General features: G+C 65.1%; 28 protein-coding genes. All 28 read right to left on the bottom strand.

Annotation, left to right across the window (positions count from 1 at the left end):
* Positions 1-267 (bottom strand): putative entry exclusion protein TrbK-alt, encoded by a 267-nt coding sequence (gene trbK-alt, locus IPM06_07625; GenBank protein MBK8770285.1) that lies wholly within the window; start codon positions 265-267, stop codon positions 1-3.
* 10 nt (positions 268-277) lie between these two features.
* Positions 278-1042, bottom strand: a complete 765-nt coding sequence (gene trbJ / locus IPM06_07620) for a P-type conjugative transfer protein TrbJ (GenBank protein MBK8770284.1) — start codon at positions 1040-1042, stop codon at positions 278-280.
* Positions 1039-3477, bottom strand: a complete 2439-nt coding sequence (locus tag IPM06_07615; protein MBK8770283.1) for a conjugal transfer protein TrbE — start codon at positions 3475-3477, stop codon at positions 1039-1041. Before IPM06_07615 ends, trbJ begins: the two co-directional genes overlap by 4 nt.
* Positions 3478-3491: 14 nt before the next feature.
* The gene (locus tag IPM06_07610; protein MBK8770282.1) at positions 3492-3773 is read right to left on the bottom strand and encodes a VirB3 family type IV secretion system protein; all 282 of its coding nucleotides are present in this window, start codon (positions 3771-3773) and stop codon (positions 3492-3494) included.
* A complete protein-coding gene (locus IPM06_07605; protein ID MBK8770281.1) occupies positions 3773-4099 on the bottom strand; it encodes a TrbC/VirB2 family protein in 327 nt (108 codons plus the stop codon). Before IPM06_07605 ends, IPM06_07610 begins: the two co-directional genes overlap by 1 nt.
* Positions 4100-4116: 17 nt before the next feature.
* Positions 4117-5100 (bottom strand): P-type conjugative transfer ATPase TrbB, encoded by a 984-nt coding sequence (gene trbB / locus IPM06_07600; protein MBK8770280.1) that lies wholly within the window; start codon positions 5098-5100, stop codon positions 4117-4119.
* A 213-nt stretch (positions 5101-5313) separates the two neighbouring features.
* A complete protein-coding gene (locus IPM06_07595; protein ID MBK8770279.1) occupies positions 5314-5766 on the bottom strand; it encodes a CopG family transcriptional regulator in 453 nt (150 codons plus the stop codon).
* Positions 5767-5773: 7 nt separating this feature from the next.
* Entirely contained in the window at positions 5774-7756 is a 1983-nt protein-coding gene (locus tag IPM06_07590) for a conjugal transfer protein TraG (GenBank protein ID MBK8770278.1), read from the bottom strand.
* 37 nt (positions 7757-7793) lie between these two features.
* Positions 7794-9533 carry a DUF3363 domain-containing protein gene (locus IPM06_07585; GenBank protein ID MBK8770277.1) on the bottom strand — a complete coding sequence of 580 codons (1740 nt, stop codon included), beginning with the start codon at positions 9531-9533 and terminating at the stop codon, positions 7794-7796.
* A 244-nt stretch (positions 9534-9777) separates the two neighbouring features.
* Complete coding sequence (locus tag IPM06_07580) at positions 9778-10506, bottom strand: lytic transglycosylase domain-containing protein (protein ID MBK8770276.1); 729 nt, start codon at positions 10504-10506, stop codon at positions 9778-9780.
* Between the two features lie 4 nt (positions 10507-10510).
* Complete coding sequence (locus tag IPM06_07575; protein MBK8770275.1) at positions 10511-10858, bottom strand: DUF736 domain-containing protein; 348 nt, start codon at positions 10856-10858, stop codon at positions 10511-10513.
* Between the two features lie 67 nt (positions 10859-10925).
* Positions 10926-11471: a S26 family signal peptidase gene (locus IPM06_07570; protein ID MBK8770274.1), complete on the bottom strand. Its 546-nt coding sequence runs from the start codon at positions 11469-11471 to the stop codon at positions 10926-10928.
* Positions 11468-11989 (bottom strand): DUF2840 domain-containing protein, encoded by a 522-nt coding sequence (locus IPM06_07565; protein MBK8770273.1) that lies wholly within the window; start codon positions 11987-11989, stop codon positions 11468-11470. The genes IPM06_07570 and IPM06_07565 overlap by 4 nt, the downstream gene beginning before the upstream one ends.
* On the bottom strand, positions 11986-12237 hold the full coding sequence (locus IPM06_07560; protein MBK8770272.1) for a hypothetical protein: 252 nt from the start codon (positions 12235-12237) through the stop codon (positions 11986-11988). Before IPM06_07560 ends, IPM06_07565 begins: the two co-directional genes overlap by 4 nt.
* On the bottom strand, positions 12234-12887 hold the full coding sequence (locus tag IPM06_07555) for an AAA family ATPase (GenBank protein ID MBK8770271.1): 654 nt from the start codon (positions 12885-12887) through the stop codon (positions 12234-12236). The genes IPM06_07560 and IPM06_07555 overlap by 4 nt, the downstream gene beginning before the upstream one ends.
* Positions 12884-14020 carry a replication initiator protein A gene (locus IPM06_07550; protein ID MBK8770270.1) on the bottom strand — a complete coding sequence of 379 codons (1137 nt, stop codon included), beginning with the start codon at positions 14018-14020 and terminating at the stop codon, positions 12884-12886. The genes IPM06_07555 and IPM06_07550 overlap by 4 nt, the downstream gene beginning before the upstream one ends.
* Before the next feature lie 17 nt (positions 14021-14037).
* Positions 14038-14319 (bottom strand): helix-turn-helix domain-containing protein, encoded by a 282-nt coding sequence (locus tag IPM06_07545; GenBank protein MBK8770269.1) that lies wholly within the window; start codon positions 14317-14319, stop codon positions 14038-14040.
* Positions 14320-14459: 140 nt separating this feature from the next.
* Positions 14460-15095: a DUF2285 domain-containing protein gene (locus IPM06_07540; GenBank protein ID MBK8770268.1), complete on the bottom strand. Its 636-nt coding sequence runs from the start codon at positions 15093-15095 to the stop codon at positions 14460-14462.
* 237 nt (positions 15096-15332) lie between these two features.
* Positions 15333-15605 carry a DUF2285 domain-containing protein gene (locus tag IPM06_07535; GenBank protein ID MBK8770267.1) on the bottom strand — a complete coding sequence of 91 codons (273 nt, stop codon included), beginning with the start codon at positions 15603-15605 and terminating at the stop codon, positions 15333-15335.
* A 114-nt stretch (positions 15606-15719) separates the two neighbouring features.
* The gene (locus IPM06_07530) at positions 15720-15974 is read right to left on the bottom strand and encodes a helix-turn-helix transcriptional regulator (GenBank protein MBK8770266.1); all 255 of its coding nucleotides are present in this window, start codon (positions 15972-15974) and stop codon (positions 15720-15722) included.
* 197 nt (positions 15975-16171) lie between these two features.
* Complete coding sequence (locus tag IPM06_07525) at positions 16172-16498, bottom strand: DUF736 domain-containing protein (GenBank protein MBK8770265.1); 327 nt, start codon at positions 16496-16498, stop codon at positions 16172-16174.
* A gap of 577 nt (positions 16499-17075) precedes the next feature.
* Complete coding sequence (locus IPM06_07520; protein ID MBK8770264.1) at positions 17076-17516, bottom strand: hypothetical protein; 441 nt, start codon at positions 17514-17516, stop codon at positions 17076-17078.
* A 141-nt stretch (positions 17517-17657) separates the two neighbouring features.
* Positions 17658-17825, bottom strand: coding sequence for a hypothetical protein (locus tag IPM06_07515; protein MBK8770263.1), 168 nt, complete (start codon positions 17823-17825; stop codon positions 17658-17660).
* 272 nt (positions 17826-18097) lie between these two features.
* A complete protein-coding gene (locus tag IPM06_07510; protein MBK8770262.1) occupies positions 18098-18520 on the bottom strand; it encodes a type II toxin-antitoxin system VapC family toxin in 423 nt (140 codons plus the stop codon).
* A complete protein-coding gene (locus IPM06_07505; protein ID MBK8770261.1) occupies positions 18517-18771 on the bottom strand; it encodes a plasmid stabilization protein in 255 nt (84 codons plus the stop codon). Before IPM06_07505 ends, IPM06_07510 begins: the two co-directional genes overlap by 4 nt.
* A gap of 84 nt (positions 18772-18855) precedes the next feature.
* Positions 18856-19782: a DUF2493 domain-containing protein gene (locus IPM06_07500; protein MBK8770260.1), complete on the bottom strand. Its 927-nt coding sequence runs from the start codon at positions 19780-19782 to the stop codon at positions 18856-18858.
* Between the two features lie 312 nt (positions 19783-20094).
* Positions 20095-21135, bottom strand: a complete 1041-nt coding sequence (locus IPM06_07495; protein MBK8770259.1) for a toprim domain-containing protein — start codon at positions 21133-21135, stop codon at positions 20095-20097.
* The gene (locus IPM06_07490; GenBank protein MBK8770258.1) at positions 21135-25469 is read right to left on the bottom strand and encodes a strawberry notch family protein; all 4335 of its coding nucleotides are present in this window, start codon (positions 25467-25469) and stop codon (positions 21135-21137) included. Before IPM06_07490 ends, IPM06_07495 begins: the two co-directional genes overlap by 1 nt.
* Positions 25470-25698 lie beyond the last annotated feature (229 nt).

Below are 25698 nucleotides of genomic sequence, written 5' to 3'. Positions count from 1 at the left end.
TCAGCGTCCTTCCCGGTCGGGGCCGAGAAACCGGCGGCGGTTGTCAGCCCAGGCTTTCAGGCAGGACGGATCGCGCGCGCCGGCCTCACCGATCCCGCTGCACCGGGTGAGTTCCGCATCCAGCGGATCTCGCTCCGTGACAGGACGCGCCTGTGTCGCAACATTATCCGGCGCAACCTCATGGCGGTTCATCTCGATCGTAGTCGCGGTGATCGCAACCGCGACGAAGATGACGGCGCCGATGCGCGCGAGGCTCTTGCCGTCCATCGCCCGTTCCTCAGTTGCCGCTGCTGGGGAACATCCGGGCATTGCCCGGCTGATAGCCCGCACCGGGTGTCAGGAATCGGCGGCGTTGTTCGCGCCCCTGTTCGGCGGCGGCTGCCTGTTCGGCATCTCGCAGCGCCTGCGCTCGCCCGTTGGCGGCGACGACAGCGGTGAGGTCGGCGAGCTGCTGGGCCTGCAACGCGAGAAGCTGGTTGCCGGCCTGCGTTGCCTGCAATGCCCCCGTCGCCGATTGGCTCGATCCGACCAACGCCGACATCTGCGTGCGGTTGGTGTCGATGTTGCCGACCACGGTGGCTTGCACGCGCATGGCATCCTGCAAGCTGCCGACCGTGTTCTGCCAGCGGGTCTTGGCATCGGCGATCAGTTGCGTGTCCGACGCTGACATCGACACGTTGGCGTATTTGCTCTGGAACACCTGATCGATCTGCTGAACATTATAAGCGATGTTCTGCGCCTGACTGAGAAGCTGCTGCGTCCGCTGAACGGACTGCTGGAGCTGTTGCAGTGAGGAATAAGGCAGGCTCGCGAGATTGCGGGCCTGGTTGATGAGCGACTGCGCCTGGTTTTGCAGGCTGGTGATCTGATTGTTGATCTGCTGGAGCGACCGCGCCGCAGTCAGCAGGTTCTGCGCGTAGTTGGACGGATCAAACACGGTCCATTGCGCCTGCGCGGGCGTCGCCAGCATCGGGGCGATGGCGAACGGAGCGATGAGCAGCGCGGCAGCGAGCCGCGCCGCACGAGTGCGGCGTAGTTTCATTTCAGTTTCTCCAGGTTGGTCAGGTTGGGAATGAGATCGGCGGCCCAGTCGACGCCGCGAAGACGCAGCCATGCGTCGAGGAAGCCTTCGGGTCCGTGTTCCGCGATAATGTTGGCGATCGCGGTCTGGTCGGTCTTCGCCGAGGCAGCGCACAGCGCCAGCGCCACTTGGCTGAGACCCAGCTCGAACAGGCGGTTGCCACGCCGCGACTGGCAGTAGTAATCGCGCTTGGGCATGGCCCGCGCGACGATCTCGATCTGCCGGTCGTTGAGGCCGAAGCGGCGATAGATGGCGGTGATCTGGGGTTCGATCGCCCGCTCGTTCGGGAGCAGAATCCGGGTCTGGCAGCTTTCGATGATGGCGGGAGCGATCGCCGAGCCGTCGATGTCGGACAGGCTTTGCGTGGCGAAGATGACGCTCGCGTTCTTCTTGCGCAGCGTCTTTAGCCATTCGCGGAGTTGGCCGGCGAAGCCCTCGTCGTCGAGCGCGAGCCATCCTTCATCGACGATGATGAGCGTGGGGGATCCGTCGAGCCGATCTTCGATCCGGTGGAACAGATAGGCGAGCACGGCGGGTGCAGCTTCCGTGCCGATCAGCCCCTCGGTCTCGAAAGCTTGGACTGTCGCCGTGCCGAGATGTTCGCTCTCCGCGTCGAGCAACCGCCCCCATGCCCCGCCGATGCAATAGGGTCGCAATGCCTGCTTGAGGTCGTTGGACTGCAAGAGGACACATAGGCCCGTGATCGTGCGTTCCTCGATCGGCGCAGACGCCAGTGAGGTCAGCGCCGTCCAGAGGTGCTCTTTCACCTCTGGCGTGAGCGCGACGCTCTCACGGGACAGGATCGCGGCGAGCCAGTCGGCCGCCCATGCCCGTTCGGCGGGGTCATCGACGCGGGCGAGTGGCTGAAGCGATACGCTGTCGGCGCTGCCTTCGGTGAGACCGCCACCCAGATCATGCCAGTCGCCCCGCATGGCGAGTGCGGCAGCGCGGATCGAGCCGCCGAAATCGAAGGCGAACACCTGCGCGCCGGCATAGCGCCGGAACTGCATCGCTATCAGAGCCAGCAGGACGGACTTGCCCGCACCGGTCGGCCCGACGATCAGCGTGTGGCCGACATCGCCGACGTGCAGGGAAAACCGGAACGGGGTCGAGCCTTCAGTCTTTCCGAAGAGCAGCGGGGGCGCTGCGAGATGCTCGTCCCGTTCCGGCCCCGCCCACACGGCGCTCAGGGGAATCATGTGGGCGAGGTTGAGCGTGGAGATCGGCGGTTGCCGGACGTTGGCATAGACATGCCCCGGCAGTGATCCGAGCCAGGCGTCCACGGCATTGATGGTCTCGGCCATCGCCGTGAAGTCACGGCCCTGAATGACCTTCTCGACGAGGCGCAGTTTTTCGTCGGCGGTACGCGGATCGGCGTCCCACACCGTCACCGTCGCGGTGACGTAGGCGATCCCGGCATAGTCGGCGCCGAGTTCCTGCAACGCGAGGTCAGCGTCTGCCGCCTTGTTCGAGGCGTCCGTATCGACCAGCGCCGACGCTTCATTGGTCATCACTTCCTTGAGGATCGCGGCGATCGACTTGCGCTTTGCGAACCACTGGCGGCGGATCTTGGTGAGGAGCTTCGTCGCGTCAGTCTTGTCGAGCAGGATCGCGCGCGTGCTCCAGCGATAGGGGAACGCCATCCGGTTCAACTCGTCGAGTAGGCCGGGCGTCGTCGCGGTCGGAAAGCCGGTGATGGTCAGCACACGGATGTGCTGGTTGCCGAGCATTGGTTCGAGGCCGCCAGTCAGCGGCTGATCGGCGAGTAGAGCGTCGAGATACATCGGCGTTTCTGGCACGCGAACCCGGTGCCGCTTGGTCGAGACGCAAGCGTGCAGATAGGTCAGTGTCTCGGCATCATCGAGCCAGACACATTCCGGCATGAAGGCTTCGACGAGACGCAGGATGCGATCGATACGGTCGGCGAAGCCGGTCAGCGCCTCGTGCGGATCGACGCCCGACCGGTCGCGGCCTTCGTAAAGCCAGGTCTCGGCGCGGGCTGCGTCTTCCGCCGGCGGCAGATAACAGAAGGTCAGGAAGTAGCTGGACTCGAAATGTGCGCCGGCTTCCTCGAAGTCGGCCTTGCGCTCGGCTTCGACCAGCGCCGACGCCGAATCCGGGAATATGCTTTTGGGATAGCGGTTCGAGACATGCCGCTGCGCTTCGACGAAGATCGCCCAGCCTGAGCCGAGACGGCGGAAGGCGTTGTTGAGGCGGCCGGCGACAGCGACCAATTCGGCGGGCACGGCGCTGTCGAGGTCCGGCCCACGGAACTGCGCCGTCCGCTGAAAACTGCCGTCCTTGTTGAGGACGATGCCTTCACCGATCAGCGCCACCCACGGCAGGAAGTCGGCGAGGCGACCATTCTTGTTGCGATATTCGGCGAGGTTCATCACGGCCAGGTCCTCGCTCAAACCGAAAGGTGCGCGGGAATGCGCAGATGGCGGCGCACGACATCGACGAAGAGCGGATCGCGCTTGGCGGCCCATACCGCCGCGAAATGACCAATCGCCCAGATGGCAAGGCCGACCAGCCAGAGGCGAAGTCCCAAGCCGACAGCGCCCGCGAGCGTGCCGTTCATGATCGCGATGGCGCGCGGTGCGCCGCCGAGCAAGATCGGTTCGGACAGCGCCCGGTGCAGCGGGACCGTGTAGCCGGGAACTTCCCCGCCCTGATCGACGACGCCCGCCATCAAACCAGCGCTCCGCCGCCGAACGAGAAGAACGACAGGAAGAAACTCGACGCGGCGAAGGCGATGCTAAGGCCGAACACGATCTGGATGAGGCGGCGGAAGCCGCCCGACGTATCGCCGAACGCCAGCGCCAGGCCGGTAGAGATGATGACGATGACGGCGATGATCTTGGCGACCGGGCCTTCGATCGACTGGAGGATCGATTGCAGTGGGGCTTCCCACGGCATGGACGAGCCGGAGGCGTAGGCGGGCGCAGCCATCACCACACTGAGCGTCGCGACCGATACGGTCATGGCGAGACGGTGGCGCAGGTGGGATAGGCGCATAGTGCGCAGGCGTTGGATCACAGGTTTTCTCCTTCGTGGCTAGGGTTGAGAGTGGCAGGGTCGCCGCCGTCACCCTCGAAAACCGGGGTGCTGATGGCGGGTGTGACGCGGTAATCGCCGTCGGGGCCGAGGCCCTCGACGCGGGCGAGTTCGCCGAGCCGGCGTGCAGAACCGCGGCCCGACAGCACGGCGACGAGATCGATCGTGTCGGCGATCAGCGGGCGCGGAACCGTGACCACGGCTTCCTGAATGAGCTGCTCCATGCGACGCAGCGCGCCGATCGCCGAACCGGCGTGGATCGTGCCGACGCCGCCTGGATGGCCGGTGCCCCATGCCTTGAGGAGGTCCAGCGCTTCCGCCCCTCGCACCTCACCAATCGGGATACGGTCAGGGCGTAGGCGCAGCGACGAGCGGACGAGATCGGACAACGAGGCGACGCCATCCTTTGTGCGCATGGCGACGAGATTGGGCGCAGCGCATTGCAGCTCGCGCGTATCCTCGATGATGACGACGCGATCGGAGGTCTTCGCCACCTCGGCGAGCAGCGCATTGGTCAGCGTGGTCTTACCGGTCGAGGTGCCGCCGGCGACGAGGATGTTGGCGCGAGACGCAACGCCTTGGCGAAGCGCCTCGGCCTGTCCCCCTAACATGATCCCGGCCGCGACATAATCGTCGAGCGTGAACACCGCCACGGCGGGCTTACGGATCGCAAAGGCTGGCGCGGCGACTACGGGGGGAAGAAGCCCCTCGAACCGCTCTCCCGTCTCGGGCAGTTCTGCCGAGACGCGCGGCGCGTCGGCATGAACCTCGGCGCCGACATGGTGCGCGACCAGGCGCACGATCCGTTCGCCATCGGCGGGCGATAGCCGCTCACCCGTATCGGACAATCCTTCGGACAGCCGGTCGATCCAGATGCGCCCGTCCGGGTTCAGCATCACCTCGACGACGGTGGCGTCTTCCAGAAACCGCGCGATGGCCGGGCCGAGCGCCGTGCGCAGCATCCGTGCGCCGCGCGCCAAGCCTTCCGAATTATGATGTGAAGCCTTCATGTCGCCCCGAGTTCAGCGGGGATCGACAGACCTTCCCCTTGCGGGGTTGAGTAAAAGAGCCTGATTTAGGGCGGATTCAACAAGGATTTATCGGCGTAGTAGTGTGGCGTGCAAATACAGGAGATCGGCGGCACCGGCCTTATCTTGAATGACGTCGTCCGATGATTATTCGTCCCGCGCGTGGGAATCATCGCCGTTTGGGACGCCTACATCCTCCGCGATCTCCTGCCGCAGCTTTGGCCCCTTGGCGAGACGTCGCCCAAGCGCAGTCACGAAGGCACCATAGCGTTCGGCCGTCTTCGCATGGGCGGCTTTCGCGACGGGTTCGGACAGCGTGGGCGTGGTGGCGAGCCAAAAGCGGACGAACACCGCCAGCATCTCGACGGAAATCCCGACATCGCGCTCAAGCCGAACCATGCGTCGGTCGAACTGGTCGAGCCGCTTGGTGAGGGCGGCTTCCTGTCGCTCGGCCGCGTCGGGCGACAGGAAGGATTCGATGGCAGCCTCCGCGATCAGCGATCGGGAATGATCCCGCCGCGCGGCATGATCGGCGAGACGGGTCATCACGGCGGGATCGAGATAGACGGACAGACGCTGCTTGCGGGCGGGTTTGCTCATCGCGGCCTCACATATCCATGTCATCGGCGGGATCGAGTGACGCCTGACGGGCGACGCTTTGCATGAGCCGGTTCATGCGGCTGTTGCGGGCAGCGTCATCCTCGTCGTCTTCGTTGAGGCCGATCTCGAACTCATTCTCAATCGTCTCCTTCTTCTCGACCGGCTGCGCGCGGTTGAGTTCGGGCTGACGGCGGCGCTCGGATTCGGTCGGATCGTCGTCCTCGGCTCCCGGCGCGGACTTCTGTGGCGCGATCTGCGGGCGCGGCGGCACAGGCAGCGATGTCCAGTCGTCGGGGCGACCCTGCGCCGCCTTCAAAGTCGGCGGCGGCAGGATGCGCTCCTGCAAACGCCGATCCTCGAAGTAGCGTGCCTTCTTCGCCCGGATCGGCGGCGTGCCAGCGATCATGACGATCTCGTCGGTCGCGGGAAGCTGCATCACCTCGCCCGGTGTGAGCAGCGGCCGGGCGGTTTCAGAGCGCGACACCATCAGATGCCCGAGCCAGGGGGACAACCGGCTCCCGGCATAGTTCTTCATCGCCTTCATTTCGGTCGCGGTGCCGAGCGCGTCCGACACACGCTTGGCGGTGCGCTCGTCGTTGGTGGCGAAGCTGACGCGCACATGGCAGTTGTCGAGGATCGAGTTGTTGGCGCCGTAGGCTTTCTCGATCTGATTCAGCGACTGCGCGATCAGGAAGGACTTCAGCCCGTAGCCGGCCATGAAGGCGAGCGCCGACTCGAAGAAGTCGAGCCGTCCCAGCGCCGGAAACTCGTCCAGCATGAGCAGCAGCCGGTGGCGCCCGGCCTTGGCCTGCAAATCCTCGGTCAGGCGACGACCGACCTGATTGAGGATCAGGCGGATCAACGGCTTGGTGCGGTTGATGTCGGAGGGCGGGACGACGAGGTAGAGCGTCGTCGGCTGTTTGCCCTCTACGATGTCAGTGATGCGCCAATCGCAGCGGCGCGTCACCTCGGCTACAACGGGATCGCGATAGAGGCCGAGGAACGACATGGCGGTGGAGAGTACGCCCGAGCGTTCGTTGTCGGATTTGTTGAGCAGCTCGCGGGCAGCGCTGGCGATGACGGGATGCGGCCCGGCATCGCCGAGATGTGCAGTTTTCATCATGGCGTTGAGCGTCGACTCGATCGGGCGCTTCGGATCTGAGAGGAAAGCGGCGACGCCGGCCAGCGTCTTGTCCGCCTCGGCGTAGAGGACATGCAGGATCGCACCGACCAGCAGGGCGTGACTGGTCTTCTCCCAATGGCTGCGCTTTTCGAGGCTGCCCTCGGGATCGACCAGGATGTCGGCGATGTTCTGGACGTCGCGGACTTCCCACTCGCCGCGCCGCACTTCGAGCAGCGGATTGTAGGCGGAGGACCTCGCGTTGGTCGGGTCGAACAGCAGGACGCGGCCGTGCCGGGCGCGGAAACCGGCGGTGAGCTGCCAGTTCTCGCCCTTGATGTCGTGGACGATGGCCGAGCCCGGCCAGGTCAGCAGCGAGGGGATGACGAGGCCGACGCCCTTGCCCGAGCGGGTCGGCGCGAAGCACAGCACATGCTCCGGCCCGTCGTGGCGAAGATAGTCGTGGGTAAAACGACCGAGCACCACCCCATTGGGACCAAGCAGCCCGGCAGCCTTCACTTCCGCCGTATCGGCCCAGCGCGCCGAACCATAGGTCTCGACCTTCTTGGCTTCGCGCGCCCGCCAGACCGACATGCCGATCGCCACGGCGGCGGCGATCAGACCGCCTGATGCCGCGATATAGGCGCCCTCAATGAAGATCGACGGGGCGTAGGCATCATACCCATACCACCACCAGAAGAAGGACGGCGGATAGTAGAAGGGGAAGCCCAGTAAAGTGAACCAGGGGTGTCCGAGTTCGGGCTGGAAGGCGAGCCGCCACGCAACCCATTCGGTAGCGCCCCAGATGCAAAGAAAGACGATGGTGAAGACGGCGAGGATCTGGCCCCAGAGGATTTTGGTCGCGGACATAGGCAATTCCTTTTTGGGCAAAGGGTCTTGGAGAAAATCAGAGGCCCAGGCCGCGCTTGCGCCCGAAGCTCCAGTCGATGCCGCCGTCATCGCGGGCGACGCCGGAGACATGACGGCCGAGCTGCTTTTCGAGGGACGGCGTCCACGGCACGAGCTGGAAGCCAAGGCCGTCGTCGATCATGGCGAAGCGGCCGGAGGCGAGCGTGATGCGCTGGCGATAGGAGCCGGCGACATATTCGCCGTTGCCCGCGCGGTTGAAGGGTTGGCCAGTCTCGGCAGCGAGCTTCTCGCCGAGCGCGTCCAGTTCTCGGCGGCGCAGCGTATCGATCAGGTTGCGGCCAAAAGTGACTCGCTGACCGTGCCGTTCGCCGAAGCCCTGTTCGACCAGATGGGCGGCGCGGGCGCTCATGGCGTGGCGCACCTCGGCGCCGAAGCCGCCTTCCGATAGCGCCACCGACTCGCGGGAAATATTCTGCCGGTCGAGCCAGGTCGCGCCTGTCGCGGTAATCTGGCGGTCGATGTCAAGATCGGAACGGACAGCGAGCGCGACGCGACGCTCGCCCTTGGCGTCCTCGAACCTGCGAAGCTCGACGATTGATCCTGTCACGCTGTCGCCGGCGGCGTCGAGATCGCGCAGCCTGACGTGGTGGGTGCGGCCGTCGACGCCATCGATCACAGCGTAGGCCGTGCCCTTCAGCTCATCGTCGAGACCACGATCGACCAGCCGGCCGATGATCGGCGTATCGAGATTTTCAGCGGCGAGGACATAGCCCGCCGAACTTCGCTCGATGCCGCGTTCGGTCAGCGCGCGGTGCATCCGCTTGATGATGTCGCCGCGCTCGCCCATCTCGCGCAGCGTCGGCTCGGCATCATCGGCGATAATCCATTGGCCGGGGCCGACCTGATCGGCGAGGCCGAGCGATTCCAGCTTGCGAAGACGGCCAACCTTCAAGGCATGATATTCGTCGGGCGTGGCGTGGCGGTCGGGCGCTATGTCGATGACGCCGGTGTCGTGTCCGTCGCGCACGAGTTGGCGGTCGAGTTGGGTCCAGCGCTCGGCCTCGACCTGCCGGTCTAGATTGCGGCGGATGTCGAGATCGGTGCGCGGCCCGAGATCCTGCGTGACGAGATCGGCGGCGCGGGCGCGCATTCCCTCCTTGATGTAGTCGCGGGCGATGACGAGATCCTGGCCATCGTCGGTGCGGCCGCGCACGATGATGTGGACGTGGGGATTGTCGGTGTTCCAGTGATCGACGCCGGCCCAATCGAGCTTCGTGCCAAGATCGCTTTCCATCTGGCTCATCAGTTCGCGGGTGAAGCCACGGAGGTCGGTCATCTCCACGGCGTCCTCCGGCGAGACGATGAAGCGGAAATGATGCCGATCCTCCTCGCAGTGCTCCGCGAAAGCCCGGCCATCCACGTCGTCACTACCCGGCCCGAATAGCAGGGCCTTCTCCCCGTCACGGGTCACGCCCTCGCGGCGCAGATAGTTGAGGTGGGCCTTGAGCGGCGTTGCGTGCTGATGGTGGCGCACTACCCGCGTCTTGATGACGACGATGCGGGAACGGCCTGTCAGGAGGCGATTGGCGCGAACGCTCGCCGTGCGGCCACGGCCGAAGGTCGAGCGATTGCCGGAGGTGATGCGGCCCGAGCGCGATATGCGCGCGCCAGCCTTCTGCGCGGCGGCGAGCGCCTGCGCGATGAAGGGGCGCGCGGCTTGTTTGCCGGATGAGCGGATGCGGCCTGGGCGGACGCGAAAATCGCTGTCGCCGGTCATGGCCGAGACCCCGCACATCGCGTCAGGCCACGGAAATCATGGAGAAATGCGGGTTTCCGCGAGGTGCGGGGAAAATCCGCACCTCGCGAAATCGCTCCATAACCCCTTGAAACCAAACGACCGCCAACCGCCGCACCTCGCGGCTTTTTATCTCGCCATCCTTCGGTCGTGTTGCCCGTGCTCCCCCTTCGCGCCCCCCATGACACGCTGGAATGCGCTATCGTGCGAACAGGAACCCGCGCGCTCATTGCGCCGTTCCGCCGTTTGCCCGCGCGACGAACAGGCCATTCGACTGCGGCACGATGGCGGAGACATCGCGCACGATGGGCGTCGCCGAAGCATCGCTCGACGGACGCTCGGCCGACACGGACTCGGCAGCCGGTCTGCGATCGGGCTGCCGATCAGAAACGAGCACGAACAATGAGGAGCGGGTCCAGGCCAGTGGATCTACCGACGCGACGACGGTGATGCCGGGATCGCCGGCACTGTCGAGATTGGGCGCGACGGTGGCGACATAGGCGCGCGTTTCGGACGGTAGCGGGCGCCCCTTCAGCGACGCCTCGTAGCGGCCCGGTCCGGCGTTGTAGGCGGCAATCCAGCCGGGCGATCCGTAGCGGTCATAAAGCAGCCGGATGTAGGCCGCGCCCGCGATGATGCTGTCGTGCGGATCGTAGGGATCGCTGCCGAGACGATGGCGGATGCGCAGATCACTCCATGTCGCGGGCATGATCTGCATCAGGCCCATCGCGCCTTTGGGCGATAGGGCACGCGCATCGCCGTTGCTTTCGGCGGCAAGGATGGCGCGTATCCATGCGGCGGGAAGTTGGAAACGCTGCGCCGCCTCGGCGATGTAGTCGCCATAGGGATCGCGCGGCGACGGGCGGATGACGCCTGGCGCTTGTGCGAAGGCCGGCCCCGAAACCCCGCAAGCGAGCGAGATGCCGGAAAGGAGAAGGAAGGCGGCGCAGCGCATGGCGTCACTCCTTTCCGTCGTGCTTGGGCTGACGGCTCCAGTGCAGCGACCAGGCATTGCCGGTCTCGTCGTCACGGAACAGGTTGGCGCGGATCGGCTGCGGCAGCGCCGGATCGTCGATGACCAGCGCGAGGTATTCGCCCGCGCGCTCGCCGGTGCGCCTCCAGGCCGCGCCGATCTCTGCGCCCGGCTCGCCGGTCTCACCGTCGACGATGTGGACGCGATACTGCGGCGTGTTGTCGGTTTCCGATGGTTCGGCCGTGACGATGAGCACGTCCTGGGCCATCATCAATGTCGTCAGATGTCCGACGAAGCCTGCTTCATCGCGAGTGAATGTGCCGATCTGTGGCATGGCGGTTCCTTGGCGGTGGCGTTGAAGGAATCATCGGCGAGCACCGCTCCCGCCGATGGGGAAGCGGTCAGCGCGTGGCGGCGCGCCAGATGAAGCGGCCATCGCCGGCTTCGTCTGTGTAGAGGGGCGTCGCCTTGCCGATGACGTCGCGTCCGGGAAGCGGGCCGAAATAGCGACCGTCGAGGCTGTCGGGCACGGATGGGTTCATCAGGAAGATCTCGCCGTTCGCGATGCGACGGCAGCCCTGCCAGACGGGCAGCGGACGGCCGCGCCTGTCATGGTCGAGCGCGTCGCCGAAGGGCACCGCATCGACCGTCACGGCGTTGCCGGTGCGGCAGACTTCCTGCCCCGGCAGCGCGGCGATGTGCTTGAGCAGCGGCACGCCGCGCCCGATATAGCCGCGCCCGACCATGAAGTCGGCGAGCGGCATGTCGGGCATGACCGCGACCAGATCGCCAACCTGGAGAGGACTTGGACGTTCCAGATCATAGAAGCCGATGGGCACGCTGGCCGAAGCGTTCCAGAGCAGCTTTACCGGCAGGGAAACGCAGGAACCGATGGCAATGGCCATCAACGAAAAATACGTCACCATGACATAGCCGAAGCGGGTCATCCTTCGACCCTCCGCCGCTTGAGCCATGCCTGATGACGTTCCATCGTGTAGGCGCGCGGCTCCTGGCCGGCGCTCAGACGGTGATGAACGTGGCGCCAGTGATCGGGACAAACCTCGCAGGCGTCAATGTCTGCGGCTTCCACCGCGTCGACGTGACGGAACACCTGTTCAACGTTGGGCCAGCCTTCGATCTTCAGCAGGATTTCGCCGCCGGGGCTCACAAAGGGCAGCGTCTGATAGGACTCGCCCGGCATCACCGCGCGCACGATGTCCATGCGCGAGATGATCGTGCCGAAGTCGTTGGCCGCCCAACGAACGAAGGCGAAGACGCTGCCGGGGAGATATGAAAAGACACGACGGCGGCGATCGAGCACATGCTCGCGCGCTTCGCGGCCGAACCTGATCCAGTTCTCGATGCGCTTCTCCACCCAGGTCAGTTCGACATGGGTGAGATTGTCGGACGCTTGCGTGATCGGCACGGCCGCGCCGCGCACGCGGAGGGCCGCGTTGCCGGTCATGATGGGTCTCCAGAGGTTGCGGGAAATTCGCGCGCGAGGAGATCGCGCAGCATGTCGGCGACGGTGACGCCGCGCTTGAACGCGGCGATCTTGATCCGGCCGCGCAGATCCGGCGTCACGTCGATGGTCAGCCGCGCGGTGAAACCAGCGGCCTCGCCATTACGCGGCGGAGCGTCAGCCGCCTTGATCCAGTGTTCGGGATCGGCGGGCCGGGCGGCGAAGCCGCGGCGGATCGGGCGCTGGCTCATAGCGCGGCCCTCCCGATGCCCAGGTGTTCGATTTCGTCGGCCAGCGCCGCGATTTCGCGTGCGGCGGGCGTTTCGCCATCCAGTTCGGACACCAGTCGGCCAGATTGCGCCGCTGCCGCAAAGGCGATGCGCTGGCCGATGGTGGCGGCGAGCACCGGCGGGTCATGGTCCGCCAGGTTCTCGGCCGTCTCGCGGGCCAGCACGGTGCGCGCGGCGCAACGGTTGAGCACGAAGCGCGCAACGAGATCGGGTCGATAGATGCGCGCTTCGGCGACGAGCGCCAGCATTTCGGCTGAGGCCCAGCCATCGAGCGGTGATGGCTGGACGGGGATCAGCACGAGGTCGGCGGCAAGAAGCGCCGAGCGCATCAGCGCGGCGACACGCGGCGGCCCGTCGATGACGACGTGATCGGCATCACGGGCAAGCTCGGGGGCTTCTCGGTGCAGCGTATTGCGCGCCAGGCCGACGACGCCGAACAGGCGCGTCAGGCCTTCGCGGCTGCGCTGCTGCGACCAGTCGAGCGCCGAAGCTTGCGGGTCCGCGTCGATCAGCGTGACCCGCTTTCCCTTACCGGCCCATTCGCCAGCAAGATTCAGCGCCAGCGTCGTCTTGCCGACGCCGCCCTTCTGGTTGAGGAACGCCACGATCATGGCCTGCCTCCCGAGCGACTGGCGAAGGGAAGCTGAGGGACGTCGGACGCGGCTTGCGGGGAGCGGTTTCGGCGCGTTTTCGCGGTCGAACCGAGGGCGTCGGCGGCCTCCCGAATGAGGTTCTCCACCTCGCGCGCGCGCGCTAAAAAGTTAGATTCTTTGTTAGACTCTAAGTTAAGGGCAGGATTTTTCGTTTTGGCATATGGGGTTACACCCCGTTTGGGTTCCTGCTGGCACGATAGGGCGGTTCCCGATAGCACGGGCCTGAGGGTTCCCGATGGCACGAGGCCATCCACAGGTTTTCCACAGGGCGGAAAAGGCTCGAAGGCAAGCAGCGTTCGGCCACCGATCTCGACCTCCAGAAACAGCCTGTAGCCGGGCAAAGGCTGGCGACGGATGATGTCGCGCAGCTCGAAGGCGAAGCGCTTGAACGGGGACAGCGCGCCGGATTTCTGGTGCAGATGGCGAAAGTCGAAGCGCCAGCCCTTGCGCTGGCTACCACCATGCTTGCGCACGATGCGGTAGAGCCAGCGTTCGAGGCCGCCCGCGAGATTGAAATAGGCGCGGTCGATGGTGAGGATGAGCGCGTCATCGAGCACCGCCTGGTAGAACCAGTCGGGCAGGATCATCTCGATGCCGTCCGGCCTGCCGTTGCGGTCGGTGCGCTCCTTCCACTCGTTGATCCACGAGAAGCGGTGACGACGACCCTCGGCGGGCTGGCGGATCGATGTGCAGACGGTCGTGGACTGAAGCCGGTCCAGCGCCGCCTTCAGGCGCTGATAGTCGCGCAAAGACGTGCCGCGACCGATGAAGCGCAGGATTTCGTAGGGAGTGGCCGCCATCAGACGCGAGGTGCGAAGGCCCGCGTCACGAGCCTCGACGATCTGGCTCGCGGCCCAGATCAGGATGTCGGCATCCCAGATCGTCGCCATGCCGTGATCGGGCACGGACTCGACGCGGATCGTCACTGCGCCGCCGATGAAATCGATCGGCGCGACGCGATGGGATTTGGAGAGGGAGAAAAACGGATAGGCCATGAGATCCTGCGCATCTCGAACGGCGAACTCACCCGGCAGCGCCCGGAACAGGTCGAGTTGTCCGCGCTCTGAGGAAGAATGTTGCCGCGTCGCCATTGGTGACCCGCCCGCGATCAGCGTGCGAAGCGGCCGGACTGCGCCGCTACCGCAAGGGGCTGGCGTTTGGCGGGCAAGACCATGCCACGCGGATCGGAGGTGGAGGTGACCGCGCCGCGCTCGGCCCAGGCTTGCAGGTCATCGACGGCGTAAACGACGCGGCCACCGAGTTTCTTGTAAGCTGGCCCCGTCCCGTAGGTGCGGTGCTTTTCGAGCGTGCGAGCCGATAGGCTGAGGAAATCGGCGGCTTCCTTGGTGCGCAGAAAGCGCGGCGGCAAAACGGCGAGATCGGGGCGCATGGGTCGGCCTTTCGTGGGTTGCTTGCGGCTGCCGATGATCGGCGGCGGGCAATGGCCACGATGGCGAAGGACAAGATGCGAGTTGCAGGGCGAAGTTGGGGGGTATCAAAATCGCCCACCAGCGGGGTGATGCGGAATGATCAGGGGCGTCGGTGATGTCCGAGCAAACCGCGGTAGCCGCCCGCAATCATGGCGCGGGCGTCGCGCAGCATTGATTTGATTGCATGACGGGCGCTGGAAGCCTGCCACTCGTCGCGAGCCAAATGGCCTGTACGGAAAAGGGTCTGCGCGATGTCCTGCTGGGTGGCGCCATCGCGAACGCCGTCGAAAGCGCGCAGCATGCGTCGCATGCGCACCCGTTGCTGCTGAGTTATGCGGGTGTCCGGCGGCACGGCGCGGCCGTGAATGGCGGCGAGCAGGCGATAAACAGCGTCGAGCCTGCTGAACCCCTCGCGGTCGAGCGGCACTACGGCGGCAATGGGCGCAGCGCCGATGGCGAGAATTTGCATCTGCGCGCCATCGCGGAGCGCAACCATGGCATGGGCGCCCTGTCCATCGATCTTCTCGCTCGTGCGTTCGAGCCTATCGGGCTGATCGCCGGAATGAACGAGGACGGCCGGCGCGGAGGTCAGGACGACGACGCTGGTGTCATCCTGAGGCAGCCAGAAGACGGGTTCGATCTGGGGTTCGATCTCTGGATTTGCCGGGAAATCGCAACCTCCAGCGCTGACGGATTTCCGCCGTGAGCGCGGCCTGGTCCGCGCCGGGCGCGGCATAGGCCTCGAAATCCTGATCATAGGCTTCGTTGCGGCGCAGCCATTCCCATGCGAGCCCGGACGCTGTCAGCTTCTCGACATGATCATAGCGCGCCGACGAGCGCCAAACGGACGCATCTGGCAACATTGCTATCCTCCCCATATCAATCGATTGCGGGAGAAGCAGGATTCCCGGATGGGTTGATCGATGGAAGCCGGAATCTCGGCAACGGGTGATGCCGCCGTGGCATCACGGCGTTACCCGGATTTGCCTCCGCTGAGCAATTGGCGGTAGCCCTGCTCGGTCATCCACCGGGCGCGCGCCAGATGCGCGTCATGAATTTTGCGGCAACGCGCTGGGTCATGTTCCGGGTCGAGGTCAAACAGGATTTGCACGGCTTCGCGCCAGTCGGCGTGATCGCGTTCAGCATCCAGGAGCCGCAGATAGAGGGTCATATGCTCACGATCATAGGGCGTGAGCGTCGGGCCTTGCGGCGGTTCCTCCATAAATGTCGGTGTAGAATGCCTCATCACCGATGACCTTATTCCTCTTCGCCAATCCTGTTAACCAATTCCGGTTTTGTCATTGATCCATGACATACCGGCCTGGAAGCACGGGAAGAGAAGCGGCGGTGATCGCAGCTGCTAAAGCTTGCCTTGCCGATCGTTCGGCTCGTGAAGTCGCAGAACACCTTCGCCCTTTTCCGTGGACAAGAGGACGATACCGGCTGCTTCCAAGGCTCTGCGTATCTGATCGCGCGTGGTCTCGTACACATCGAGTCGGCTCTCGGACTCAAGGCGCTTGAGCGCGGTCAGCGATACTCTGGCCCTGTCAGCGAGCGTCTCCTGTGTCCATCCCAGCAACGCGCGTGCGGCCCGCGATTGTCGAGCGGTGATCATGCATGATCACCTCCCACCGGCACAAACGCGCACGCCAGAACTACGACTATATTAGTCGTCCTTGGACGCAATGCCACTGAAAATCTATCCGGCGTCTCCCTTTGGGACCGTGATCGGGTGGCGCTGCGGGTCGAACTGATTCGGTCGCCGGACGATGAAGGCCCCGGCCGTTGTGGCCGGGGCCTTGCTCCGGGGCCTCAGTCCCCCCGGCGTCCGTTGGGGCGGGACCAGATGAGCGAGAAGCCCTCGCCATCCTCGTCGTCGAAGAGGTTAGCGTAGATGGGGGCGTTGAAACTCGGATCGTCGAGCTTGAGGCCCAGATAGTCGCGGCCCTCATTGGAGCGCTTGGACCAGGCGGCGCCGATCTCGGCGCGGCCAACCAACACGCGGTGGCTGGGGGCGTTTTCGCCGGTGGAGCGCAGGTCGGGGACGATGCGCACGCCCTTGGCCAGGACGCTGAGGGTGACGATGTCGCCGGTGAACTCGTTCGAGCCGGTCTTCTTGAAGGTGCCGATGGTCGCCATGACTAAATCTCCGTTTTTCGTGTTCGAGCCCGCACCATGCGGCCTCGATGGCGATCGACGGGCCGGAGGCGACCGACGGCGCATCGCTTGCGACCGAAGCAAAGCGGAGGACGGCGCAGGCGCGGCTTTCTTGCCTCGCGAGGAATGGGTGAAACCCAGGGGAAGAAAGTCGTGACGCGCCGTTGCGGCATAGGCGGTCGAGGCTTCAGCCGTCCTTCGGTCAGATCAGCCCATTGAAGAGGCCGTTTGGAGCGCTCGCTCACAGATAGGGAACGGAGACAATGGCGGCCCTCCTAAACCAAAAAAGACGTGTGCCGATGAACCGCCGACTTGGTTGTCCCTCCCTCCCGGCTGGCCTGCGTATGCTTCGCCACCGCATTCTTCACCACCGGAACGCCCTCTACCGTGTGCTGCCCGGCCCAGTGACAGGTCATTCAGCCGCAGTGTCAGACGCTCTGCCGGGGACGCCGATCGGGATTCTGCTCGATCCGCCTTCATCGCCCCTTCGACATCCCGTTGACGATGAGACTGACGCAGACATCGCCCTGTCTCCACCCGCCGACGGAGATCACGAACGTCAGGCCCGAGCAAGCCTCTGGCCCGCAGGGGCGGCGGCCGCCATCGCCGCCACGCGCATGAAGGCCGTGGCGCCGACCGCAACAGCGCCGATGATCGAGAACACGATCTGCCAGGGTTCGGAGGGCATGGTGTGTTTCACGATGCCATGAGTGGCGTGATAGCCGGCAAGTGCAGCGGGCGCGACGAAGGCGAGCGTGATCAGCATCCGCGCCCATAGCGGTTGCACGACGATCAGAAGGAATTGCCCGATGCCGAGGGTGAGCGCCGCGCAGACGAGTCCGACGATGATGGCTCCGAGCCAGCCTGCGCCAGTGTGATAGGCCCATAGGCCCGCACTGACGCCGGCAAAGAACGGTAGCGCGAAGACGGCGAGCGTGAAGAGCAGCCAGCAGAAGAAGCCGATGACTGCGAATGACAGAAGAATGCCGAGGATGATCATGGTGGTTCCTTCCGAGAGAATGCTCTGACGGTCGCGCCACCACCACCACCACGGCGCGGCTACGAGCATAGCAAAAGATGAAGTGCGACGGGAGTGGAAACCGGCAAGGTTTCCAGCCCGTGCGCGATGATCTTCGCCCTGTCACGAGGCGAAGGGATCGATTTCGACGACAACCGCAGACGGCTCGCCGTCGTATTCGTTGGCGGGAGAAACCGACAACGTGCCGTCGCCGGCGCGGAAAATGACGATGACGGCCATCAGCGTGGTGGCGAGGCTGAAAGCGAAGGCGTGAGCGTCGTTGAGGGACATCGATCCGGCTCCTGTTTCGAGCGGAGGATCATCCCCCGCTGACAGGCGCCCGATGTGTTCGGCCGAGGGCCGCAATCACCGTGAAGGCGAAGCCGCAGCGGCGGCACGCGCATGCGTAGTCCGACCCTTTACGGGTTGATGGCGTCAGGCCCTGGGCTGGACCAAGGATCAGCGTCTTGAAGTGGGGGTGGTCGTCCGGTCAGGAGCCGACATGCTCGATTGTCACGACGGTCATTTCCGTCAGCCTATCCGATCCAACCCGAGGCAGTTCGTCAGCGCCCGGCTTTCCAGGGATCGATCACTTCGACGCCCGCAGCATCGAATGCGCTGGTGTCGCGCGTGGCGACGACGAACCCCTTGGAGGCCGCGATCGCCGCGATGTAGCCGTCGGGTGTCGGAAAACCCTTGCCTGCGGCGCGGGCTTTGACGGCGAGGTCGGCGTAGTGTCGCGCGGCATCGATGTCGAACGGCAGGACGCGATCAGCGAACAACTCCATCACGCCGTCCAGAGCGCTGGCGAGCTTGTCCTTGCGCTTGCCCTTGGGAAGCGCGCCAATGCCGAACATCAACTCGGCGATGGTGACACTCGATAGGTAGAGCGTTTCCGCCGCTTGCTCGTCGAGCCACCCTCGCACGGCATCGTCGGGGACGGGTTTCATCGCCTCCGACACGACATTGGTGTCGAGGAGGATCATTCGAAGCTCATCGGCTTGGCCGGGGCCTGGTCGCGAGCCTGTTCGAGGGCTGCAACGTCCTCATTGGTCAGGCCGAGCTTGCGGCTGCGTTCCGCGAGCGCGCTGCCGAGCCGGAGGCGCGTGTCGGGACGGACAGCCGTTTCGAGGATGTCGCGCATTTCGGCCTCGGCGCTGCGGCCGTGCTGGGCCGCCCGCACCTTGAGGGCGCGGTGCGTCGCGTCAGGCAGGTTTCGGATCGTCACTGCGGGCATGATAGCGCCTCCATCAAATCTGATAGCGATGATGGCATAATACGGAAAATGCCATCATTTTTCAAGAGGGCAGTTCGGCGGCGCTTACGCGCCGCCTTTATCGAACCGATAGACCGGGATGCCCATCTTGCGGGCCTTGTCGCCGAGATTGTCCTGAATGCCGGTGCCGGGGAAGATGATGACGCCGATCGGCATGACGGCCAGCATCTGGTCGTTGCGTTTGAAGGGCGCGGCCTTGGCGTGTTTTGTCCAATCCGGCTTGAAGGCGATCTGCGGCACCTTGCGGGTATCGGCCCAACGCGCTGCGATCTTCTCGGCGCCTTTGGGCGAACCGCCGTGCATCAGCACCATGTCGCGGTGCTTGGCGTGGATCTGATCGAGCTTGGCCCAGATGAGCTTGTGGTCGGTGCTGTCGCCGCCGGAGAAGGCGATCTTTGGTCCTGCCGGCAGCATGATTTCGGTCTCAGCGCGGCGCTTGGCGGCGATGAAGTCGCGGCTGTCGATCATCGCGGCGGTCATATTGCGGTGGTTGACCTTCGAGCCGCTGCGCGGTTTCCAGCTCGATCCGGTCTGGCGCTCGAAGTGATCGACGGCCTGGTCGCGCATCAGCTCGAAGGCGTCGCGGCGTTCGATCAGGGTCTGGCCTTCGGCGAGGAGGCGCTCCAGTTCGACGGATTTGACCTCGCTGCCATCCTGTTCGCGCTGAAGGCGGCGCTGCCCCTGCTCATTGTCGTCTAGTTCGCGTTCGATCCGCTCAGTGGCGCGATGAAAGAGGTTGACGGTCGACCAGAGGAGATCGTCGAGGTCGGGTTCGAGGCGCGTGTCCTCCATCGTCGAGACCAGGGCGTCAAAGATGTCGGCGATGGCGCCGGCGACGCGGTCGCCCTCGGGGAGTGGCCGGGGATCGGGTTCGTCCTCGAAGGGACGATAGCCGTAGAGCTGAAGCTCCTGCAAAACGTGATCGGTCGGGGAAGAATCGTGGTGAGGCTCAAAGTCGTCATGCCCGCTCATGGGATGCTCCGTCGTTTGGACCGCGACCATCGCGGCCTTCTGGCGATGAAAGCCCACGGGCGGCGTGGCCCTGCACCCGGAGCAAGGCGCAGGGCCGAAGCGCAGCGGAGGATGGCGAAGACCGGCTATTTTGCTTCGCGATGGAAAGCGGCCCAGAGGGACGCGCCGGAAAATAGCCGGACGCAGCCATTGCCGGGACGGGTCGTTCGTGGGCCGATCGCCCTCTCGAAGGCCGTGGTGCGGTCCTTTTTCGACGGATGAACGCATCTGGGCATGATGATGAGCGGTGCTCACCGCCTTTCCCGTTGTCGGCTATGTCGCCCGAGCCATGAAGCGGGCGACGTCCTGCGGAGCGAGCTGGACCCGGACAATCGCCCGGAGCGCGTCGATGCCGAGCTGCCGGAGATCCTCGTTGAAGTCCCCGAACGTCGGCGAGAGCGCTATCGCCTCGATCCCGGCCGCATTCGCCCGTTCGATCAGGCTGTCCCGCGCGCCGTCACCGGCCGGATCGTTGTCGCGGACGATGTAGAGCCGCCGCAGCGCGTCTGGGAACAGGATGGCGGCGAGATGTGGCGCCGACAATGCGGCTGCCGTCGCCATGCCCGGAATGATCTCACGCACCGACAGGACGCTTTCGATGCCTTCGCCTGCCGCCATCACGTCGCCAGGGGTGCCGAAGCGGACCGCGTGCCCGAGCAGGTCGCCCATCGCCTTGCGCTGTATGTCGATCGGCGCCTTGTCGGAGCCGTCTGGCGCGAGCCAGGTGCGGTGTGCGCCGGTGATCTTGCTATTCAGATCGGTGACGGCGGCAATCAACGCCGGCCATTTCTCGGTCGGGCTGTGCTCATCAGGCCGATAATAGCAGCGGGGATGAAAGCGGAGATTTCCGGTTCCGTGCAAAGACATGATGCCGCGTCTGCGCAAATACGTTTCCGCGATCGTGCCACCGATCGGCTGCGACATGGCGAACAGCCGCCGCGCCGCTTCTGAAGAGCCGAGTTGCGCCGGTGTGCTGGCGTGCTTCTTTGGCGGCGGCTCAGGTTCGGGATGCGGCAAGCTGAGAAAGCGCCGAGCTTCTTCGGCCACATCTTTGAAGTCGACGAGGCCGAGAGATTCGCGGATTACGTCGAGCAGATCGCCATGCTCACCCGTCGCGGCGTCGGTGAACTTGCCGGCCTGGCCTTTGGGCGTATCCCTCAGCCGCACGAACATCGAGCGGCCGGGCGTGTTGCGCACGTCGCCGACCTGCCAGTAATTGCCCTGGCGACGGCCGGCGTCGAGATAATGACGGCACACCGCCTCGGCCTGTCGGCCGAGACGCTGCGCCAGATCGGAAGCGTCGAGACGCGCCATCATGCCGCCTCCCGATCCGAGATGCGCGTCAACGCATAGGTGTCGAGCAGCTTGCCGAGGACGGTGGGACCGGCGGCGTCGATGGGGACGAAGAAGCGCAATTTCCACGAGATGATCTCGGTAAAGAGGCCATAGGCGCGCAGCCGCTCGCGCATTGCTTCGGTGAAACCGGAGAGTTCGATGCGGTTGGCGCCCATGACGCGGACGCGGCGAAGCTGGAGACCCTCGGTGAGATCGAGAATGGTCCGCCCGTCGATCAGCGCGGCATAGGCGTCTTCGGCAGACAGCTTCGCCGTGCCGGTGGTCGATGCTGCATTCGCCGCCCATGCCGGCGACACACGCCGCCCGATGATGCGCTCGCCGTCATCGGTCTGGAGCCGATAGACCCGCGTCGACTCGTTCGGCAGGCGCTTCCAGACCGGCAGGAGCAAGCCAGCGACGATGTGCAGCGTGCTTTCCGTAAAGGCCGGCACGTCATCCAGTTCACTGCTCCAGGCCAGTGCGAAGGTCTGGCGGTCGGCGTCCTCCCAATGGCTGTCCGCCATCATCTGGAACGAGGCGTGATGGTGCTCCATCGGCCGGATCAACCGTACTCGGCGTTCGATCTCGCCATCGTCGAGCATCAGCGAGGGTGCTGCAACCTGCACGGCGGCGCGGCCCGATTTGGCGTTCACCAGCAGCTTGCCCTGACCATCGGCGAGCCAGGCCAGCGCATCGTCGAGCATCATCGGTCGGTTGCGGCGCTGCTCGGCGACGGTCAGCAGCCGCGTCTCTGCGCCGGTCGCCGAATGTGTGTAGATCGTCTTGCGCTCGGTGACTTTGAGGCTCTCCGCCGTCAGCGTTTCCAGCCCGACGTCATAGACGCCGCTGGCGATGGCGCCCTGCACCTTGGCGTCGAGCAACTGCTCGAAGGCGGTGAACAGGATGCCCTGAAGTTCGATGGTCAGCGCCAGCAAGCGGTTGAGGAAGGTTGTGATCGGCGGCAACTCGTCCTTGATGCCGTTCGTGTCCATCAGCTTGAGGCCGGTAGCGCTCTCGAAGCGGGTGAGCGAGCAGCCGTCGATCTTGCCACGCACGATCAGCAGATAGAGCTGCCGCAAGGCGGCGCGAGCATAGGGGCTTTCGAGGTTGTCCTCGGGCCGGAATAGTCCTTGCCCGCCGGTCTGGCGTTGCCCTCGCGTGATGGCGCCGAGCGTGTCGAGCCGCCGGGCGATGGTCGAGAGGAAGCGTTTCTCGGCCTTCACATCGGTGGCGATCGGTCGGAATAGCGGCGGCTGCGCCTGATTGGTGCGGTTGGTCCGGCCAAGGCCTTGAATGGCGGCATCGGCTTTCCAGCCCGGTTCGAGCAGGTAGTGGATACGCAGGCGCTGGTTCTTCACCGACAGGTCCGCATGATAGCTGCGGCCGGTGCCACCGGCGTCGGAGAAGACGAGGATGCGCTTTGCGTCATCCATGAAGGCGGCGGTCTCGGCGAGGTTTGCGGAGGGTGCGCGGTTCTCGACAGCTAGGCGGTCGCCGCTGCCTCCCGCGCCGAGTTTGCGCACGATACGACGCGATCGGCCCGTGACCTCGGCCACCATATCCGTGCCGAAGCGCTGCACGATCTGGTCGAGCGCGCCGGGGACCGGCGGCAAGGACGCGAGCCGTTCGATCAGCTCATCACGGCGGGCGACAGCGTCGCGGCTTTCGACCGGCTGACCATCGCGGAAGACCGGCCGCGACGACAGGTTGCCCTCGCTGTCGGTGAAGGGCTCATAGAGCTGCACCGGGAAGGAATGGGCGAGGTAGTCAAGCACGTATTCGCGCGGCGTGATGTCGACGCGGATGTCGTTCCACTCTTCGGTGGGGATGTCGGCGAGCCGCCGTTCCATCAGCGCTTCGCCGGTGGAAACGATCTGCACCACGGCGGCGTGGCCGTCCGCCAGATCACGGTCGATCGAGCGGATCAGCGTCGGCGTCTTCATGCTGGTGAGCAGATGGCCGAAGAAGCGCTGCTTGGTCGACTCGAAGGCTGAACGCGCGGCGGACTTGGCCTGACGGTTCAGCGTCCCGTCGCTGCCGGTAATGTTGGCGGCTTCCATCGCCGCGTCGAGATGGTTGTGAATGATCGAGAACGCCCCGGCATAGGCGTCGTAGATGCGGCGCTGTTCATCGGTTAACGCGTGCTCGACCAGCTCGTATTCCACGCCGTCATAGGAGAGCGAGCGCGAAGTATAGAGGCCGAGGGAGCGCAGATCGCGCGCCAGCACCTCCATCGCCGCGACGCCGCCATCCTCGATCGCTTCGACGAACTCGGCGCGGGTGGCGAAGGGGAAATCCTCGCCGCCCCACAAGCCTAGCCGCTGGGCATAGGCGAGATTGTGGACGCTCGTTGCGCCGGTCGCCGAGACATAGACAATGCGGGCGTCGGGTAGCGCATGTTGCAGGCGCAGACCGGCGCGCCCCTGTTGCGAGGGAGCAACGTCACCGCGGTCGCTCTTGCCGCCACCGGCATTCTGCATGGCATGGCTTTCGTCGAAAATGATCACCCCGTTGAAATCGGAGCCTAACCAATCAACGATTTGCCGGACCCGCGAAACCTTCTCTCCACGCTCGTCGGAGCGCAGCGTGGCGTAGGTTGCAAATAGGACGCCTTCCGACAGTGTGATCGGCTTGCCCTGGGCGAAGCGCGACAGTGGCGTCACCAGCAGGCGCTCCATGCCGAGCGCCGACCAGTCCCGCTGCGCATCCTCGATCAGCTTGTCGGATTTACTGATCCAGATCGCCTTGCGGCGGCCCTGCATCCAGTTGTCGAGGATGATCCCGGCTGACTGGCGGCCCTTTCCCGCGCCGGTGCCATCGCCGAGCATGAAGCCGCGCCGGAAGCGGACGGCGTTCGCCGCGTCGGTAGGCGCTGCGCTCACGTTGTCAAAAGTCTCGTCGACCGTCCACGATCCGGCGAGAAGATCGCCATGCGCTTCGCCGGCGTAGATGACGGTCTCCAACTGGGCGTCGGAAAGAAGCGCGGTGATGTTCGCTGGCAGCATTGGCCGATAGCTGGGCTTGGGCGGCGAGACGCTCGCCATCGCCGCCGATTGCACCAGCTTGGTCGGATGGGCCTGAGAGCCGGGAATACGGATCGACTGCAATCCGTATTCCTCATAGATCGCCTCGGTCAGGCGTGCGCCCTCAGGCGGCGACCAGTCCACGATGTCATAGGCCAGCGGGATGCCTTCGGGATCGATGCTGGCAGGGGCATCGGGGCGAGTGGTTGTCGTGCGCGTGAGATAGCCGCTCACGGTCTTCAGTGGCGCCGAGATCGGCACGGATATTGCGGGCAGCGTGACCGGCAACCGGGGCGGCACATGCGTGCCGATCCAGTCGAGCAGCGTAGTGGCGTCGGGCGCCATGCCCGGCGAGGCCGGGAACAGTGTCGGATCGTCGGCGGGCAGCTTGTCGATGACCGTCAGCCGCGTTGGAAAGGTCGTGCCGTGTTTGGCATAGACCGCGCCGGCAATCGCGGCGCTGAACACGACGCGGCCGGACGCCTGCAAGCGGACGAAGGCCTCGCGCCAGTCGGGCATATCAGGGCCGACGTTCGCGCCGGTGATGGCGACGAGACGCCCGCCGGGCGCGAGCCGGTTCAGCGCTGAAGCGATGTGGCGAAAGCCTGCGTCAGCCGAGCGCCCCGCAACATGCGCCAGTGCCGAGAAGGGCGGGTTCATTAACGCCACGGAGGGCACGGCGGTGGCGTCCAGATAATCGTCGATCTGCGCGGCGTCGAAACGGGTGACGGGGGTTGCCGGAAAGAGCGATGCCAGCAATTCGACACGGGTCTCGGCCAGTTCATTGAGGATCAGCGCGCCGCTTGCCGTTGCCGCGAGGATGGCGAGCAGGCCGGTGCCTGCCGACGGCTCCAGCACACGGTCAGCCGGCGTGATCGCCGCCGCTGTCAGTGCCGCAAGCCCCAATGGCAGCGGCGTCGAAAATTGCTGGAATGCCTCGCTTTCCTCGGATCGGCGCGTGTGCGTCGGCAACAGAGCCGCGATCTTCGCCAGCACGGAAAGACGTGTAGCGGGAGAGGCGGCTTTGCGGAAAAGTGCTTTTCCGTATTTGTGCAGGAACAGGACGGTCGCGACCTCGCACGCCTCGTAGGCTGCTTTCCAGTCCCAGGCGCCGGCGGCGTCGGACGCGCCGAACGCGGTTTCCATGGCGCGGCGCAGGATAGCGGCGTCGATCTGATTGCCACGTTCGAGATGGGTGAGCAGCACATTGGCGGCGGCGAGAATGGCTGCCGACGGGGCGAGCGGAAGCGGCGCGGCCGATGCGGCGGTAACGGAAGACAGAATGTTCATGGGTGAAACCTCGAAAGAGCGTGACGGGACGAGCCCGCGCGGCGCTCTCTCTCGACCGCCCGGACTCAATCCCGTCCCGGCGGACCTCTTCCTCTCAAGGGCCTGGCATGAAAAAAGCGCCCAACCTTGAGGCGGGCGCTTTCGTTCAGCCGAAACGGCGGCCAGCGTCTGTGAAGGTGTAGGCTTTCGCGGCTATGGCCTCATCGACGCATTCATCGGAGATTTGATA

The organism is Hyphomicrobiales bacterium (assembly GCA_016710435.1).
Lineage (GTDB): Bacteria > Pseudomonadota > Alphaproteobacteria > Rhizobiales > Aestuariivirgaceae > Aestuariivirga.
This window is presented reverse-complemented; position numbering and strand designations above follow the sequence as displayed.

Coding starts and splice junctions, on each gene's coding strand:
- trbK-alt (MBK8770285.1), bottom strand. CDS start 267: ATGGACGGCAAGAGCCTCGCGCGCATCGGCGCCGTCATCTTCGTCGCG.
- trbJ (MBK8770284.1), bottom strand. CDS start 1,042: ATGAAACTACGCCGCACTCGTGCGGCGCGGCTCGCTGCCGCGCTGCTC.
- IPM06_07610 (MBK8770282.1), bottom strand. CDS start 3,773: ATGGCGGGCGTCGTCGATCAGGGCGGGGAAGTTCCCGGCTACACGGTC.
- IPM06_07605 (MBK8770281.1), bottom strand. CDS start 4,099: ATGCGCCTATCCCACCTGCGCCACCGTCTCGCCATGACCGTATCGGTC.
- trbB (MBK8770280.1), bottom strand. CDS start 5,100: ATGCTGCGCACGGCGCTCGGCCCGGCCATCGCGCGGTTTCTGGAAGAC.
- IPM06_07595 (MBK8770279.1), bottom strand. CDS start 5,766: ATGAGCAAACCCGCCCGCAAGCAGCGTCTGTCCGTCTATCTCGATCCC.
- IPM06_07590 (MBK8770278.1), bottom strand. CDS start 7,756: ATGTCCGCGACCAAAATCCTCTGGGGCCAGATCCTCGCCGTCTTCACC.
- IPM06_07585 (MBK8770277.1), bottom strand. CDS start 9,533: ATGACCGGCGACAGCGATTTTCGCGTCCGCCCAGGCCGCATCCGCTCA.
- IPM06_07580 (MBK8770276.1), bottom strand. CDS start 10,506: ATGCGCTGCGCCGCCTTCCTTCTCCTTTCCGGCATCTCGCTCGCTTGC.
- IPM06_07575 (MBK8770275.1), bottom strand. CDS start 10,858: ATGCCACAGATCGGCACATTCACTCGCGATGAAGCAGGCTTCGTCGGA.
- IPM06_07570 (MBK8770274.1), bottom strand. CDS start 11,471: ATGACCCGCTTCGGCTATGTCATGGTGACGTATTTTTCGTTGATGGCC.
- IPM06_07565 (MBK8770273.1), bottom strand. CDS start 11,989: ATGACCGGCAACGCGGCCCTCCGCGTGCGCGGCGCGGCCGTGCCGATC.
- IPM06_07560 (MBK8770272.1), bottom strand. CDS start 12,237: ATGAGCCAGCGCCCGATCCGCCGCGGCTTCGCCGCCCGGCCCGCCGAT.
- IPM06_07555 (MBK8770271.1), bottom strand. CDS start 12,887: ATGATCGTGGCGTTCCTCAACCAGAAGGGCGGCGTCGGCAAGACGACG.
- IPM06_07550 (MBK8770270.1), bottom strand. CDS start 14,020: ATGGCGACGCGGCAACATTCTTCCTCAGAGCGCGGACAACTCGACCTG.
- IPM06_07545 (MBK8770269.1), bottom strand. CDS start 14,319: ATGCGCCCCGATCTCGCCGTTTTGCCGCCGCGCTTTCTGCGCACCAAG.
- IPM06_07540 (MBK8770268.1), bottom strand. CDS start 15,095: ATGCCGCGCCCGGCGCGGACCAGGCCGCGCTCACGGCGGAAATCCGTC.
- IPM06_07535 (MBK8770267.1), bottom strand. CDS start 15,605: ATGAGGCATTCTACACCGACATTTATGGAGGAACCGCCGCAAGGCCCG.
- IPM06_07530 (MBK8770266.1), bottom strand. CDS start 15,974: ATGATCACCGCTCGACAATCGCGGGCCGCACGCGCGTTGCTGGGATGG.
- IPM06_07525 (MBK8770265.1), bottom strand. CDS start 16,498: ATGGCGACCATCGGCACCTTCAAGAAGACCGGCTCGAACGAGTTCACC.
- IPM06_07520 (MBK8770264.1), bottom strand. CDS start 17,516: ATGATCATCCTCGGCATTCTTCTGTCATTCGCAGTCATCGGCTTCTTC.
- IPM06_07515 (MBK8770263.1), bottom strand. CDS start 17,825: ATGTCCCTCAACGACGCTCACGCCTTCGCTTTCAGCCTCGCCACCACG.
- IPM06_07510 (MBK8770262.1), bottom strand. CDS start 18,520: ATGATCCTCCTCGACACCAATGTCGTGTCGGAGGCGATGAAACCCGTC.
- IPM06_07505 (MBK8770261.1), bottom strand. CDS start 18,771: ATGCCCGCAGTGACGATCCGAAACCTGCCTGACGCGACGCACCGCGCC.
- IPM06_07500 (MBK8770260.1), bottom strand. CDS start 19,782: ATGAGCGGGCATGACGACTTTGAGCCTCACCACGATTCTTCCCCGACC.
- IPM06_07495 (MBK8770259.1), bottom strand. CDS start 21,135: ATGGCGCGTCTCGACGCTTCCGATCTGGCGCAGCGTCTCGGCCGACAG.
- IPM06_07490 (MBK8770258.1), bottom strand. CDS start 25,469: ATGAACATTCTGTCTTCCGTTACCGCCGCATCGGCCGCGCCGCTTCCG.